This window comes from Buchnera aphidicola str. Bp (Baizongia pistaciae) (assembly GCF_000007725.1).
Classification (GTDB): Bacteria; Pseudomonadota; Gammaproteobacteria; order Enterobacterales; family Enterobacteriaceae; genus Buchnera_B; species Buchnera_B aphidicola_H.
Map to the genome: position 1 here is coordinate 279,084 of NC_004545.1, position 16,435 is coordinate 295,518.

At 24.3% G+C, this 16,435-nt stretch carries 16 protein-coding genes; 10 read left to right on the forward strand and 6 right to left on the reverse strand.

Annotation, left to right across the window (positions count from 1 at the left end; translation table 11 throughout):
• Nucleotides 1-134: 134 nt before the first annotated feature.
• The 9 genes from mnmA (at nt 135) to lipA (ending at nt 9,799) form a co-directional block, all read left to right on the forward strand.
• Nucleotides 135-1,247 (forward strand): tRNA 2-thiouridine(34) synthase MnmA, encoded by a 1,113-nt coding sequence (mnmA, locus tag BBP_RS01215; protein ID WP_011091370.1) that lies wholly within the window; start codon nt 135-137, stop codon nt 1,245-1,247.
• Between the two features lie 48 nt (nt 1,248-1,295).
• The gene (gene hflD, locus BBP_RS01220) at nt 1,296-1,949 is read left to right on the forward strand and encodes a high frequency lysogenization protein HflD (protein ID WP_044010521.1); all 654 of its coding nucleotides are present in this window, start codon (nt 1,296-1,298) and stop codon (nt 1,947-1,949) included.
• Between the two features lie 41 nt (nt 1,950-1,990).
• Nucleotides 1,991-3,373: an adenylosuccinate lyase gene (gene purB, locus BBP_RS01225; protein ID WP_011091372.1), complete on the forward strand. Its 1,383-nt coding sequence runs from the start codon at nt 1,991-1,993 to the stop codon at nt 3,371-3,373.
• A gap of 111 nt (nt 3,374-3,484) precedes the next feature.
• A complete protein-coding gene (locus BBP_RS01230) occupies nt 3,485-4,123 on the forward strand; it encodes a transglycosylase SLT domain-containing protein (RefSeq protein WP_011091373.1) in 639 nt (212 codons plus the stop codon).
• Nucleotides 4,124-4,217: 94 nt separating this feature from the next.
• Nucleotides 4,218-5,000: an enoyl-ACP reductase FabI gene (locus tag BBP_RS01235; RefSeq protein ID WP_044010523.1), complete on the forward strand. Its 783-nt coding sequence runs from the start codon at nt 4,218-4,220 to the stop codon at nt 4,998-5,000.
• 107 nt (nt 5,001-5,107) lie between these two features.
• Complete coding sequence (locus BBP_RS01240) at nt 5,108-7,048, forward strand: exoribonuclease II (protein ID WP_011091375.1); 1,941 nt, start codon at nt 5,108-5,110, stop codon at nt 7,046-7,048.
• A 272-nt stretch (nt 7,049-7,320) separates the two neighbouring features.
• The gene (locus BBP_RS01245) at nt 7,321-7,968 is read left to right on the forward strand and encodes a YchE family NAAT transporter (protein WP_011091376.1); all 648 of its coding nucleotides are present in this window, start codon (nt 7,321-7,323) and stop codon (nt 7,966-7,968) included.
• Between the two features lie 143 nt (nt 7,969-8,111).
• Nucleotides 8,112-8,723 (forward strand): lipoyl(octanoyl) transferase LipB, encoded by a 612-nt coding sequence (gene lipB, locus BBP_RS01250; protein ID WP_011091377.1) that lies wholly within the window; start codon nt 8,112-8,114, stop codon nt 8,721-8,723.
• A gap of 131 nt (nt 8,724-8,854) precedes the next feature.
• On the forward strand, nt 8,855-9,799 hold the full coding sequence (lipA, locus tag BBP_RS01255) for a lipoyl synthase (protein ID WP_011091378.1): 945 nt from the start codon (nt 8,855-8,857) through the stop codon (nt 9,797-9,799).
• A 71-nt stretch (nt 9,800-9,870) separates the two neighbouring features.
• On the opposite strand, the gene pyrF is transcribed toward lipA, so the two are convergent.
• Nucleotides 9,871-10,581 (reverse strand): orotidine-5'-phosphate decarboxylase, encoded by a 711-nt coding sequence (pyrF, locus tag BBP_RS01260; RefSeq protein ID WP_011091379.1) that lies wholly within the window; start codon nt 10,579-10,581, stop codon nt 9,871-9,873.
• Nucleotides 10,582-10,829: 248 nt separating this feature from the next.
• On the opposite strand from pyrF, the gene ribA reads away from it, so the two are divergent.
• On the forward strand, nt 10,830-11,429 hold the full coding sequence (gene ribA / locus BBP_RS01265; protein WP_011091380.1) for a GTP cyclohydrolase II: 600 nt from the start codon (nt 10,830-10,832) through the stop codon (nt 11,427-11,429).
• A gap of 599 nt (nt 11,430-12,028) precedes the next feature.
• On the opposite strand, the gene cls is transcribed toward ribA, so the two are convergent.
• From cls to trpA, 5 genes are all read right to left on the reverse strand, one after another.
• Complete coding sequence (gene cls, locus BBP_RS01270; protein WP_187145696.1) at nt 12,029-13,498, reverse strand: cardiolipin synthase; 1,470 nt, start codon at nt 13,496-13,498, stop codon at nt 12,029-12,031.
• A gap of 215 nt (nt 13,499-13,713) precedes the next feature.
• On the reverse strand, nt 13,714-14,121 hold the full coding sequence (gene yciA, locus BBP_RS01275; RefSeq protein ID WP_011091382.1) for an acyl-CoA thioester hydrolase YciA: 408 nt from the start codon (nt 14,119-14,121) through the stop codon (nt 13,714-13,716).
• Nucleotides 14,122-14,176: 55 nt separating this feature from the next.
• Nucleotides 14,177-14,713 (reverse strand): inner membrane-spanning protein YciB, encoded by a 537-nt coding sequence (locus BBP_RS01280; RefSeq protein WP_011091383.1) that lies wholly within the window; start codon nt 14,711-14,713, stop codon nt 14,177-14,179.
• 23 nt (nt 14,714-14,736) lie between these two features.
• Nucleotides 14,737-15,489 (reverse strand): YciC family protein, encoded by a 753-nt coding sequence (locus BBP_RS01285; RefSeq protein ID WP_011091384.1) that lies wholly within the window; start codon nt 15,487-15,489, stop codon nt 14,737-14,739.
• Nucleotides 15,490-15,625: 136 nt separating this feature from the next.
• Entirely contained in the window at nt 15,626-16,435 is an 810-nt protein-coding gene (gene trpA, locus BBP_RS01290; protein ID WP_011091385.1) for a tryptophan synthase subunit alpha, read from the reverse strand.

A 16,435-nucleotide genomic window follows, 5' to 3' on the forward strand; every position in this document is an offset into this window, starting at 1 on the left:
CGTATATTATAATTTTGATTTATATTATTAGTAATAGTTAAAATATGATTTATTTTTATTTAAAGGTTAATATAAATGATATTTAAAACATAATTAATGTAATATTGTTAAATATTAGCTAGTGTAACGAATATATGTACAAATTAAACAAAAAAGTAATTGTAGCTATGTCTGGTGGCGTTGATTCATCAGTAACTGCGTGGATTTTAAAAAAAAAAGGGTATCATGTTGAAGGATTATTCATGAAAAATTGGGAAGAACATAATAGCGATAGTGATATGCATTGTTCTTCTAAAAAAGATTTAAGTGATGCACAGGGTGTATGTAATCAATTAAATATTTTTTTACATAAAGTAAATTTTTCTTTTGAATACTGGGAAAATGTATTTCAAAAATTTTTATTCGAATATAAAATGGGCAGAACACCAAATCCAGATGTATTATGCAATAAAGAAATAAAGTTTAAAATTTTTTTTGAATATTCAATACAAGATTTACAAGCTCATTATATTGCTACTGGACACTATGTACAAAAACGTATATTTAAAAATAAATATTTTTTGTTAAGAGGATTAGATGCTACTAAAGATCAAAGTTATTTTTTGTACACTATAAACCAAAAAGTTTTAAAACAATGTTTATTCCCAATTGGGCATTTAACTAAATGTGAAGTTAGAAAAATTGCTAGAAGAATAAATTTAATTGTTGCTAAAAAAAAAGATTCGACAGGTATTTGTTTTATTAGTCCACAAAATATTAAAAAATTTTTAAATCATTATTTACCTCATAAATCTGGAAATATTATAACTACTTTAGGTCAAAAAATAGGACAACATTATGGGTTGATACATTATACTATAGGTCAACGAAGGGGATTAGGTATTGGGGGTATAAAAGGATTTAATAATATACCGTGGTATGTAGTTAGTAAAGATATTACCAATAATTCTTTAATAGTTTCTCAAGGAATGAATAATTTTTATCTAATGTCTATAGGATTAATAGCTAATGAGTTACATTGGATTAATGATATAAATATCCAAAATTCATTTTTTTGTACAGCAAAAATAAGATATCGTCACATAGACATTCCCTGTAAGATAGTCATGCATAAAAAAAAACAGATTAAAGTACTATTTGAACGCCCAGAATCTTCGGTTGCTCCTGGACAATCTGTTGTATTTTATTTGTCAGATTTATGTCTTGGAGGTGGAATTATAAAAAAAAGATTACCTGTTTTAAAATAATAATTTTACGTTTATCACAATTTTATATTTTTGGAGTACAAAATAGTTGTGGGTAAAAACTTTTATTCAATTATGTTGTCTCTAGCTGGAATATGTCAATCTATTGTTTTAGTAAATCAATTGTCTGAAACAGGAGAATGTCATTCTAAATCATTTGAAATTTGTATTGACAGTATGCTAAATCTTTATCCTACTACTGTATTATCAATATATGGAAATAAAGAGAAAAATTTAAAGTTAGGAATAACAACATTAATGTCTTTACTAAATGTTAATGCTATTTTAAAATGTAAAAATTCTATAAAAATGATACGTTATATTTTTAATTTAATAACTTTAGAAAACAGATTAGAAAATAACATAAAGTATAAAAACATTTTATTTAAGGAATTGTCTATATTAATTCAACAGCATAAAAATAGAGTATATACATATGATTTGTTAGCTGATAGATTAGCACAAATATATTTAGATACAGTGAGCAAATTAGGCTTTCGTATTCAAGTTTCTGGGTCAAAAAAAGTATTACATAATATAGTTATTCAAAATAAAATTAGGTGTATTTTGTTATCTGGAATTCGAGCAACAATGTTATGGAAACAAATTGGAGGACGTCGTTATCAATTTGTTTTTTATAGAAACAGCATTTTTCACTACGCTGATATGATATTAAAAAAAATAAATGATACGAAATATTCGTAAACATATGTTTGGTAATATATTATTATATTTAGAGGTTTTTGATGATTGCATCTCCATTATTTGCCATTTCTCCAATAGATGGGCGCTATAGTAGTAAAGTAATTAAATTGCGTAATATTTTTAGCGAATATGCTTTTTTAAAGTTTAGAGTAACAATTGAATTACTTTGGTTAAAAAAAATATCTTTATTACAGGAATTTAAAATAGTTTATAATAAAGATGTTTTAAATTGTTTAGATAGAATTATTGATAATTTTAGTAAAAAAGATGCGTTAGAAATAAAAATTTTAGAAAAAAAAACTAATCATGACGTTAAATCAATAGAATATTTTTTGCAAAAAAAAATTTTTAAATGTTTAGGCAATCATGATATTTTAGGACTAGTACATTTTGGTTGTACTTCAGAAGATATTAACAATTTGGCTTATGCTCTAATGCTAAAAGTGTCTCGACGAGATATAATTCTACCTTTATGGAATAAAATTATATTTGAAATAAAAAAAATAGCATTATTACATCATAATGTACCTATGTTATCTCGGACTCATGGTCAACCGGCCACTCCTTCAACTATTGGAAAAGAATTAATTAATTTTGCCTATAGATTAGAACGTCAGTTAAAGCAGTTTAAGAATATAGAAATTTTAGGAAAAATAAATGGTTCAACTGGAAATTACAATGCACTTCATTTTTCTCATTCTAGTGTGGATTGGCATAAAATTAGTCAAGAATTTGTGACTTCACTTGGATTGTTTTGGAACCCATATACTACTCAAATAGAACCTCATGATTTTATTTCAGAATTTTTTAGTTGTTTAGCACGAGTTAATACTATTTTAATTAATTTCAATAGAGATATTTGGGGATATATTTCATTACAATATTTTAATCAAACACCCAAATTAGACGAGATTGGATCTTCTGTCATGCCACATAAAATTAATCCAATTGATTTTGAAAACTCTGAAGGTAATTTAGGGTTGTCAAATGCGATAATTAGTCATTTAATAGAAAAATTGCCAATTTCTCGTTGGCAAAGAGACTTAAGTGATTCTACAGTTCTTAGGAATGTTGGTACGGTAATAGCTTACTCTATAATTGCTTATGATTCAATTATTTTAGGATTAAAAAAATTAAAAGTAAACACTTCTAGATTGTTGCAAGACTTAAATCATCATTGGGAAATACTAGCAGAACCTATTCAAACCGTAATGAGAAAATATGGAATTAATGATACTTATAATGAATTAAAAAACATAACTAGAGGAAAACGAGTAACTTCTGATATTATTTTAAAATATGTCAATAGTTTGAAAATTCCTAGGAATGAAAAGGAAAAATTACTTCAATTAACTCCAGAAAACTATTTAGGTTTATCCTCTAAATTAGTTAAAATTTTTAATAATTCTTCAGAACTTAAATAATTATTACAAAGTTTCTAAAAATGACCTTAAACATTATAATTATATTTAAAATATATTTTTAAATAATAATTTAATTAAATCAGTTCTTTATTTATAAAATATATTTAAAATATGAAAAAAGTAATATTATTCACATATGTAATTATTTTTTTAGTATTCCTGTCTGGATATAGTGTTGTAACTAAAAATATAGTCCATAATATTAAAAATAATTACAAAAATAATGTTTGTTCAATGAAAGTTATGCATTTATGGTTTAAAATTATAAATTTATTTTCGAAAAAGTATAATGTTGATAAGAAATTGATTACAGCTATTATTTGCGTAGAGTCTTCTGGAAATACGCATGCAGTTAGTATTTCTAAAGCTATTGGATTAATGCAAATTAAACCTTTTAGTGCAGGCCGTGAAGTATATCGTTTTAGAGGTTTATTAAATCAACCATCTGATGTTGATTTATATGATCCAAAAATTAATATTGATATAGGAACTTCATATATAAATATTTTGCGAAATAAAATTTTATCAGGTATTAAAAACTCAGAAATACTACTTTATGCAACAATTATATCTTATGCTCATGGTGCTAGTAAATTATTAAAGAGTTTTTCTTATAATAAGACATTAGCAATAAAAAAAATTAATAAAATGAAAATAAAGGAATTTTTAGATTATATTCATAATAAATATTCTGAAAAAAAAGCTTGGGATTATCTTAGTAAAGTAATGTACGTATATCATCTGGTATAACTTCTTTCAAAGAATATATTTTGCTACTTATAATACGACAATTTTATTAAGTATGTTTACGTATTTATATATGAATTATTTCATAGGATCTTTTATGGGCTTTTTAGAAGAAAAAAAAATTTTAGTAACAGGGATATCAAACAAATATTCAATTGCTTTTGGAATTGCTAAAGCATTGCATAAACAAAATGCTACGTTAGCATTTTCTTATCATACTGATAGATTAAAGAATAAAGTGTATGAATTAGCTAAAGAGTTAGGAGTTAAAATTGTTATTCCATGTGATGTATCAGATGATAATAGTATTAAAAGATTATTTTTTAATATATCAAAGAAATGGATAACTTTTGATGGATTTATTCATTCAATAGCGTTTGCTCCAAAAAATCAGCTTTCTGGAGATTATGTAAGTAGTATTACTAGGTTAGATTTTTCTAATGTTTTAGATGTTAGTTCCTATAGTTTTGTTGGAATGGCTAAAGCATGTCGATCAATATTAAAAAAAGGATCATCATTATTAACATTGAGTTACATAGGTTCTAAAAAAGTGGTACCAAATTATAATGTCATGGGAATTGCTAAAGCATCATTAGAATCTAATGTGAGATATATGGCTAGTTGCATGGGGTTAAATGGTATTCGTGTAAACGCTATATCTTCTTCACCTATTAAGACATTGTCATCATATCATATTAAAAATTTTAAGAAAATTTTAAATCATACTACTTCTCGTTCGCTAAATAATAATTTAACTACTGTTGAAGATGTAGGAAATACAGCTGCGTTTTTATGTTCTGATTTATCTAAGGGTATTACTGGACAAATAATTTATGTAGATGGGGGTTTTAACATTACTGCTATGAGTAATTCAGAATAATGTTATAGTTAGTAATATTCATTTTTGGTAACGTAAAAAATATTTATCTAGTTTTACAGAATGATTTATATTTTTCGTGTGTTTATTTTAAAATAGGTTTTATAATTATGTTACGGAATCATCCATTGTTATCGAAATTAAAAAGAAAATTAAATTCTAATATACCAAGAGTTGAAGGAATAGTAAAAAGTACAGAGAAAGGATTTGGATTTTTGGAAATAGATTCAAAAACTAGTTATTTTATCCCATTTAAAAATATGAAAAAAGTAATGCATGGTGATAGAATTACTGCATTATTAAAGATAGATAATTCTCGAGAAATAGCAGAACCTGAAAAGTTAATTGAACCATTTTTAACCAGGTTTATTGGAACAATTCAAGTAAACAAATCTATAATATCGATTATACCTGATCATCCATTTTTTAAAGAAAAAATTGTTTGTTCTGTTTCTTGCATATTACCGAAATGTGTAAAAACGGGGGATTGGGCAGTAGCTGTATTAATGCAACATAAATTAATTCAAGGTCATTATAAATTTTTGGCTAAATTAGTAAAATATATTATAAAAAAAGATGATGTTTTAGTTCCTTGGTTAGTAACTTTATCACGTTATCAATTAGAATCTGATTGTTTTAAATTAAATTCTAGTTCAATAATTTTTGATAATTCTTTGAAAAGAGAAGATCTTACACATTTAGATTTTATTACAATAGATAATTCTTCTACTAAGGACATTGATGACGCATTATATGTTGAAAAACAATCTTTAGGAGCTTTTAATTTAATAGTTGCTATTTCTGATCCTACTTCATACATCCCTTTTGGAAGTTCGTTAGATAATTTTGCATTAAAAAGAAGTTTTACTAATTATTTACCCGGATTTACTATTCCTATGTTACCTTCAGAGTTGTCTGAAAATAAATGTTCATTAAAAGTAAATAAATCTCGCCCAGTGATTGCATGTAAAATTAGGATAGATAGCGATGGTTGTATATTACACAATTATAGTTATTTTTTTTTAGCATGGATTAAATCTAAAGCGACATTAGTGTATGAGTGTGTGTCAGATTGGTTAGAACATAAAGGAAAATGGGTTCCAGAATGTAGTAATATTGCAAATCAGTTATTTATGTTAAATAGTATATATAATATAAGACGTAATTGGAGAAAAAATTATGCTGTATTATTTAAAGAACACCCAGAATATAATTTTAAATTATCTAGTAATTTTCAAGTTTTAAATGTTTTTATGGAAATGAGACGAACAGCGCATAAAATTGTGGAAGAAGCTATGATTGCAGCTAATATATGTGCAGCAAAAGTTTTATCAGAAAAGTTAGGATTTGGAATATATAATGTGCATATTGGTTTTGATGCTTCTAATTCTGAAAATGTAGTTAGATTGTTATCTAAATATGGTTTTAATTTTTGTAAAGATGAAATACGAACATTAAAAGGGTTTTGTAAGCTTAGACGTATTTTAAATAAGCATTCGTATAAATATTTAGATAATAGAATTAAAAAATATCAATCGTTTGGAGAACTTCAATTTTTTCCTGGTCCACATTTTGCATTAGGTTTGGATGCTTATGCTACATGGACTTCACCTATTAGAAAATATAGTGATATGGTTAATCATAGACTATTAAAATCTATTATTACACATACTCATGTAATTAAACCAAGTTGTGATATTTTGTTAAAAATAAACGATCGCAGAAAACGCTTAAAAATGGCAGAACGAGATTTAGAAGATTGGTTATATTCAAAATTTTTTTCTTCGATAGAATATACTAAAAATAGTTTTAACGCAGAAATAATTGATGTATTTCGTTCTGGAATCAGAGTGCGATCATTAAAAAACGGTGCAAACATTTTTATTCCATCGTCATTTTTGCATAATATTCGAAATGAATTGTTATGTCATCAAGATCAAGGGATAGTCTATATTAATGATAAAAAAATGTATAGTGTGTCTGATATAATACAAGTAAAATTAATAAATATACGTACACAAACTAGAAACTTGATAGGAAAACCTGTTTAAAAACTATTTAGATTGTATGAACTTGTATTTTTAGAAATTTTTATATTTATAAAACATCAAAATTATGTATTCCTATATAAATTAGAGCATAAAAATTTTTAAAGTATAAACTTCTAATTAATTCCATTACATGTAGTAACTTTTATATGAAAATTTAGTATATATTTTTATACTATATCGTATATATTTATAAGTTAGATTCTAATATTTATGTTATTCTTCTCGTTTTCGTTTTATGTTATTTTTAATCATAATTTTGGAGCGAAATATATATGAATGTTGAAATGTTTGATTTTTCAATTTACATTAGTTTCTTTTTCAGTTTGTTTGCTTTGGTAAATCCCATTGGTATGATTCCTATTTTCACTAGTATGACGAATCATCAATCTATAGTAGAAAGAAATAAAACTAATTTAATAGCTAATTTTTCAGTAGCTATTATTTTATCTATATCATTAATATTTGGTAGTTTTATTTTAAATTTATTCGGAATTTCAATAAATTCTTTTAGAATTTCTGGTGGGATATTAGTAATGATAATTGCAATATCTATGATTAACGGAAATTTTATTAATAATATAAATAATCAAAAAAATGGAAAGTTAGATAAAGATATTGCTAGAAACATTTCTATTGTTCCTTTGGCTATGCCTCTAATAGCAGGTCCGGGAGCTATTAGTTCTACAATCGTATGGAGTACGCACTATTCAAGTGTAGAAAATATTTTTGGATGTATGGTAACTATCATGTTATTTTCATGTTTTTGTTGGACATTATTTAAAGTGTCTCCGATTATAGTTGATATTTTAGGTCGCACTGGAATTAATATTATGACACGAATTATGGGTTTATTATTGATGTCTTTAGGTATAGAATTTATTTTAGCTGGTTTAAAAGCTTCATGTTCTAATTATTTTTAAATATCTTTAATTTAATAATTAGCTATATTATGTGGTTTTTTAATTATACCTTATCAAAAGTAATTTTGTTTGAAATTAAAATATTTATTATTTCGTATTTTTATATTTTCAATTAAATTTACAAATATTAATGAGATAATATTATGTACAAAAAAAATATAAAAATACGTAACTTAGGTTTGCGAAGAATTCAAGATGTATGTTCTTCTATGAACGATTTTACTATAACAAGAAAAATTTCGACACCTGATGAAATATGGTTGGTACAACATTATCCTGTGTTTACTATAGGAGTCAGTGGAACAAAACATGATGTATTAGTCTCTAATAATATACCAATTATATTTAGCAATAGAGGCGGAAAAATAACATATCATGCTCCAGGACAGCTAATTATATATGTACTTATTAATTTATTTCGCAGAAAATTGACAGTTAGAAGATTAATTTTATTAATGCAAAATATTATAATTTCTACTTTAAAATCTTTCTCTATTGATTCATATATATTAAATAATTTTCCTGGCGTTTACGTTAATAATAAAAAAATATGTTCTTTAGGTCTTCGTATACGAAATGGTTGTTCTTTTCATGGTATGGCATTAAATATAAATATGGATTTATTACCCTTTGAATATATTAATCCTTGCGGTAATAGTTTTAAAATGACACAAGTGATTGATATTAAACCAAATTTATGTTTTAAGATAATTAAATTAATGTTAATGCATAAGATTCGAGAAATATTTTCATGAATTTATCTTTAATAAAAAATACTTCATTTAAATTATTAATTTTTAAAACATATGGATCTATAATATATTCTATATATTATAGACTTACAAAAGTATATTTATAATATAACACTCTAGGCGTCTTATAAATTATGCGTACTAAAAATTCAAAAATTATTAATTCTGAACAAGATATATTTCGCAACAAAGTTATTCCAATAAAATTTTTATCTAATTATAATAATGAAATACTAAAAAAACCTCAGTGGATGAAAATTAAATTTCCTGTTAGCACCAATAAAATAAAAAATTTAACTCTAATATTAAGACAGCATAATTTAAATACTGTTTGCGAACAGGCATTATGTCCTAATTTAGCCGAATGTTTTAATCGAGGAACAGCTACATTTATGATTTTAGGTTCTATTTGTACGAGACGTTGTCCATTTTGCGCTGTAAGTCATGGAAAACCATCGTTAGTTAATAAAAACGAACCACAGCAATTAGCACGGGTAATATTTGATATGAAAATTAATTATGTAGTTATTACTTCTGTGGTAAGAGACGATTTGAAAGATCGAGGAGCACAACATTTTTCTAATTGTATACAGGAAATTAGAAATAAAAATAATGTTAAAATTGAAATATTAGTACCAGATTTTAGAGGAATGATGCGTGAATCATGCAAAATTATTAGTATGAATCCACCTAATGTGTTTAATCATAATTTGGAAAATGTCCCAAGGTTATATAAATTAATAAGACCAGGGGCTAGCTATATAAGATCCTTGAAATTATTAGAGTTTTTTAAAAAATTGAATCCAAATGTTCCAACTAAATCTGGTTTAATCTTAGGTTTAGGGGAAACATATAAAGAAATAGTTCATGTTATAAATGATTTATTAGATCATGGTGTAACCATTTTAACCATAGGACAATATCTTCAACCTAGCTCTAAACATTTTCCCGTACAAAAATATATTACTCCTGATGAATTTAAAAAAATTAAAAATTATGCGTTATCCATTGGTTTTAAAAAAGTTTTTTGTGGGCCACTAATACGATCTTCTTATCATGCTGAGAAATATTTTGAATAATTATAATTAAATGTTTTGTGTTTAAAAATATGTAATATTTACTATATTGTAAATATGTATTTTTTTATATGTTATATTTGTGATCTGATTAATTCTAGTGTTTTTAAAGGATTTTGAGAAGATGTGACAATTCTTCCAATTATAATATAGTCGACATTATATTGTTTTGCTAACATTGGAGTTGTAACATTTTTTTGGTCATTAGAAGAACATCCATTTAATCTAATTCCTGGAGTTAATATTTTAAAGTTTTTGACATTAATATGTTTTTTTATATTCGATATTTCTGTTCCAGAGCAAATAATTCCATCTAAATTACATTTATGTGCTATTTTTGCTAAAGACAATATGTATTTTGATAATGATATCTGAATTCCTAACTTAGACATATCAGTTTTATCTAAACTAGTCAAAATAGTTACTCCCATCAGCAACGGTTTATTTTTAAACGGTTTTAGTGCTAATCTAGCTGATTTTAACATTTGTATTCCTCCAGAAATATGAATACTAACCATCCATATATTTAAATTAGCAACTGCTTGTATAGCCCCAAATATTGTATTTGGGATGTCATAAAATTTTAAATCAAGAAATATTTTAAATCCCAATTTTTGTAATATTTTTATAAAACGAACTCCAAATAAAGTAAACATTATATTACCTATTTTTAATGCATAAATAGTAGGATTTAAATTATAAATAAATTTCATAGCTTTATTTTCATCAAAAAAATCTAACGCAATAATGATATTAATATTTTTAAAATTAGATTTTAAGTGCATTTAGAACCTCTAAAAGTGATTTTTTGTCAGTATATTAAAATTGTTTATATAAGAATTTTAAAAATTTTATAAATATCACATATTATATATTAGTATATAATAAACATTAGAAGTAATAAAATTATTTTAATATGTTAAAACTACGCACGTAAAATAATTACATTAATTTTATAAAAATATAAAATTTTTTTTAAATAAAATAATTGTAATATAAACGTTAAAGGTAAAATAATGTTTATGGAGAAAATATGAAACTGACAAAAATTTCTGAAGCGAAATTACCTACTTCTTTTGGTGAATTTTTAATGATTGTTTTTGAAGAAAGTAAAACAGATAAAAATCATATTGCATTGGTATATGGAGATATAAAAGACACAAATAATTCAGTGTTGTCTAGGATTCATTCTGAATGTTTAACAGGTGATGCATTATTTAGTATACGCTGTGATTGTGGTTTTCAATTAAAATCTGCGTTGATGGAAATTGTTAAAGAAGGTAGTGGAATTCTTATATATCATCGCCAAGAAGGACGTAACATTGGTTTATCTAATAAAATACGTGCATACGCATTGCAAGATATCGGATTAGATACTGTTGAAGCGAATCATCATTTAGGTTTTTCTGCTGACGAAAGGGATTTTTCCGTTTGCATAGATATATTTAATACATTGAATATTAAAAAAATAAAATTATTAACTAATAACCCTTCAAAAGTAACAGTTTTAAATAATGCAGGAATTCAAATTACTGAAAGAATATCATTAATTGTAGGTAGAAATGCTAAAAATTCTAAATATTTGAATACAAAAGCTCATAAAATGGGACATTTTTTACCAATTGAATATTAAAAAAATATTGTTTTTTTAAATATTTAGTATATTGTAATAAAGTGATAAAGATATATTCCTAATTTAATGTTTGGTTCTGTACAGCCTCATGTTATTTATTAATTTTATAATAATATGAAAAACGATTTAATGTGTCATTGTTTAGTTGATAACAGTGATTTTTAAGATAGATATGATGCAAAAATATTTAGTAAAACAGAAATAAAAATGTGTATTTAAATTTTATTGTTAACTGTTTTACTAAATAATATATGTAAATTTTTGTTAATTTTTATGTTTTTTAAGTTGTTAAGTGTAATTTATTTAAATATTCTATAAAAACTTAAGAATTTAGTGTAAATAAAAAATTAAAAAAGTTAAAAAATTATTAATTTACATGTATTATAAACTTTTAAATAAAACTCTCATATCCTAATAATTTTAATATATGGGTATTTACAAAGAATGTTATATATTTTGGTAGTAAATGTGTAGTATTCTAAAATTTTTAAAATATCTAAGTAACGAAAGTATTAATAACATTGTTTTGTTAGAATTTTAACATCATTATTATTATTTGTACAATTTACTTAAATTAAAAATATTTTTTGTGATTTCAATTATAATAATGGACTTAAAAAATAAAAAAGTTTTTCTATAATTTTTTTCCAATAAGAACGTATTTTCCATAACTTAGGGTCAAGTAAACTTGAATGAGATATATATTCATTATGTATTATTGCGAGTGATTTCCCAAAATTTTTGTCGTCTATAACTAATGTAATTTCAAAATTTAACCATAAACTTCTCATATCTAAATTTACGGTTCCGATTAAACTAAGTTGTTTATCTACTAAAACACTTTTACTATGCAATAATCCTTTTTTAAATTGGTAAATTTTCACGCCAGATTCTAATAATTCGCTAAAAAAAACTCTACTAGCCCATTTTACTAATAATGAATCATGACTTTTAGGTATGATTAAAATAACTTCTACTCCCCGTTGTGCTGCTGTACATATTGCGCGTAATAGATCATCGCTAGGAACCAGATAAGGTGTAGTCATAGTTAATTTTTGTTGTGCTGAATAAATTGCTGTAAGTAGTGCTTGATGGATCATATCTTCAGTAAATCCAGGTCCTGAAGCAATAACTTGTACTATAGAAGTACATTCTTTAATTGGATACGTAGGAATAATAAGATTATTTTTAACTCTTTTGGGTGAAATTTGTTGTCCAGTTTCTACTTCCCAATCACAAGAATATATTGCTCCCATAGTGGTAGATATGGGCCCTTCTATTCGAGTCATTAAGTCTATCCATTGCCCGATTCCTAAAGATTTTTTAAATAAATATGGATCTACTAAATTCATACTTCCAATATATGTTATATAATTGTCAATAAGTATAAATTTTCTATGTTGTCTAAGATCCATTCTCCTAAAAAAAAAATGCAATAAATTGATCTTGAGTGCTTCCACTATTTGAATACCAGATTGTTGCATCATATCAACCCATTTGCTTCTAAAAAATTCTAAACTTCCTGCAGAATCTAACATAAGTCTACATTTTATTCCTCGTTTTGCTGATTGTATTAAAGCAATAGCTACATTGTCTGCTAATCCTCCAGGTTTCCAAATATAAAAAACTATTTCAATAGTGTTTTTGGCTAAATAGATATCTCGTACCAAATTTTTTATTACATCTTTAGTATTTTTTAATAGTTTTAATTTATTAAACTTTATTCCCGATATGCCTTGTCGATACTTACATAACTTAAATAATGATCTCGCCACTTCACTATTATTGTTTTCAAAAATATAGTTATGTGATTTTAAATTATTAAAATGTTTATTTTTTTTAGACCATACGGATTTTATTAATTTTAGTTTTCGAGTACCTAAATAAGGTTCTTCAAGTAAGAACCAAGTACATATACCAATAAATGGAATAATATAAATTACTAATAACCATGCTGCAGAAGATGAAATTGCTCGACGCTTAGAAAGTATTCGACAAGTAACAATAATAATTATAAACCAATAACTAATAATAATTAACCAAGTTGTTATAGTAAATAGATAATTTATCATTTAATGAAATTCCCATTAATATTGCAAAATTTTTAAACAAAAAATAAGTTTTTCACAATGATATATATTTTAATAAGTATACGTTATGAAAATATATTTTATCTTTGGTATTTTAAAATATATTTTAAAATTATAAAACTTTAACAATTTTTTTATAAATATTATATTTATACAATATTTTATTAATTATTAAAAAAATTCGATATATTTTTTTAAATAATACTGAATGGTAGCAATGTTTTGGGTTGTCCAAATTCATCTACGGCTACATAAACAAATATTGCTTCTGTAGTACAATAAAATTTTCCTAACGGTTCTGATGATACTTTTTTAATCCATACTTCTATTTTTATAGTAATAGATGTGTTTCCTGTTCGAATGCAGTGCGCATAACAGCTAACTACATCACCTACTGATACTGACTTTAAAAATGTCATACCATTCACACTCACTGTCACTACTCGCCCCCTGGCTATTTCTTTAGCTAATATAGCTCCTCCAATATCCATTTGAGACATTATCCAACCCCCGAATATATCTCCGTTTGCGTTTGTATCTGCTGGCATTGCTAAAGTTCTTAATACCATTTTACCCTTTGGTTTTTGATTTTTTATGTTCATAAGATAGTTTTTGCTCTATTTAAAAGATAATATAATTTATAATCACATTATGATTTTATTGTATTATTTTTGATTTTAAAAAATATATATAAAATCCATTAATTATTACAGCTATTAATGTTAAAATAGTTAGCCCAAATATTTTAAATGTAACCCACGTTTGTTCTGAAAAATATAAAATAATATATGTGTTAGAAACAGCACAAATTAAAAAAAATATAGACCAAAACAAACTTAATTTCCGCCAAACGTTTTTAGATAATTGAATTGTATTTTTAAAAATTATATTTAATAAATTATTTTTTATAAATAAATAATTTATTAAAAAAACGATAGAAATTAGAAAATATATTATGGTAACTTTCCATTTTATATAACTGCTATTATGATAAAATAAGGTTAAAAATCCAAATACTATAACAAAAATTAAATTAATTAAATCGTGTTTATTGATTGAATTAAAAAGAATGCTTGTAATTATAAATGTAAATAATGATGCTATCATTAAAGAGAAAGATGCAATAAAAATGTCATAAAATTTATAAAAAATAAAAAATGAAATTGTAGGAATTGAATTTAATAGGAATTTCATAAAATTATATCCATAAAATATATCTAATTTTTTAAAAATTTAGGTAAAATCATATAACAACGAAATAAATAAATTATTAAAATAGATGATATGAAATTAATACATAAGTTTAATATAAAGTATGCTAGAAAGTCAGAAAAAAATTTAAAGTATGAAATTATTAATATTATAAAAATTTTAAAACATAACCAAAAAATTATGGCAGGAACTATTATTTTAAAATTTGATAATGTGATATTTATGCTAGCATAAATAGAATTTAAAATTGTTTTTTCTTCAATAAGAAGTATAATTGGTGATAAAGAAAATAATATTATAGTGGTAAATCCAGGAATAAAATACAATAAAAATCCTAATTGAGTAATTATAGTAGTAGTAAAGATTAATTGTAGTAACTTAAAAAAAGTTTTATAAGGAATGTTGTTAAAAATGGATAAAGTAATATTTTTTTTGTAAGACGTCATTTGAATAAATGTTATTAAATTTCCTAAAAGAAACGTACTTCCTATTAATAGTGAAAATGATTTTGCAATTGACGCATATAATAATAGTTTTTGTTGATCTATAGTTAACGTCCTAACAAAATCTAGTAAAGAATGATACTTTTTTATATCTAATTGATAAAATGCTAGTAAAGATCTTGCGTTAGGAGTAATAATACTATCTATAACTACAGTTATAGTAGAAGATAATAATACAAAAGTAACTATTATAGGCCACTTTGATCTTAAGAAATGAATAGTATCACGGAATAGTGAATTAGCCGTAATATGCATTTTTTCTCCTAGATAAATATAGTAGAAATTAATTTGTTAGTCATATGATTGTGATATCATTTATGTCTTGTAAATGATGTTATTTAATTTTTTTTAATATAGTTAAAATATATTCGAAAAAATATAACATTTATATTTAAATTATTGTTGCTTTCTTAAAACGGTTAGATAATTTTTTTATTTTTTTTAACATGATTTTTTTATTATTTAAATTATTAGCTATTATTTGTATGATAACAGATCCACATATTACACCAGATACACCAGATAGAATAATGTTTTTAATTTGATTTTCATTAGAAATTCCAAAACCTTGTATAATTGGAATCGACGTTAACTTTTTTAATTCTTTTACAAAGTTTTTCAATGGTGGGGTAATCTTCATATCAATTCCAGTAACACCAGAACGTGATAGTAAATAAATATATCCAGTGCTATGTTTGGATAATTTTTTTAAAAAATTTTTGCTAGCATCAGGAGGACAAACAAATATAGAATCTATATTATTTTTAATAGAATGTTGTTCAAATTCGAACGATTCTTCTATGGGTACATCTGCTATTAAAACTGAATCAATATCTATTTTTGAACATATTGAATAAAATTTTTGAATACCTAATTTAAAAATTAAATTAGCATAAATTAAGATTCCTATTGGAATTTTAGGGTTATGTGTACGTATTTTGAATAACATTTCAAAACATTTCGTTAGCGTTATATTAGCACTAAAAGCTCTTAAATTAGCTTGTTGTATTATTGGTCCGTCTGCCAATGGATCAGAAAATGGAATGCCTAATTCTAACCCATCTGCTCCATTTTTAATTAGTGAATATATTATTTCTAGTGAAATTTCTATAGAAGGGTCACCAAGTACAACAAATGGAATGTAACATCCTAATTTATATGGTATAAGGTTTTTATTTAGTTGATAATAACGATTATTCAT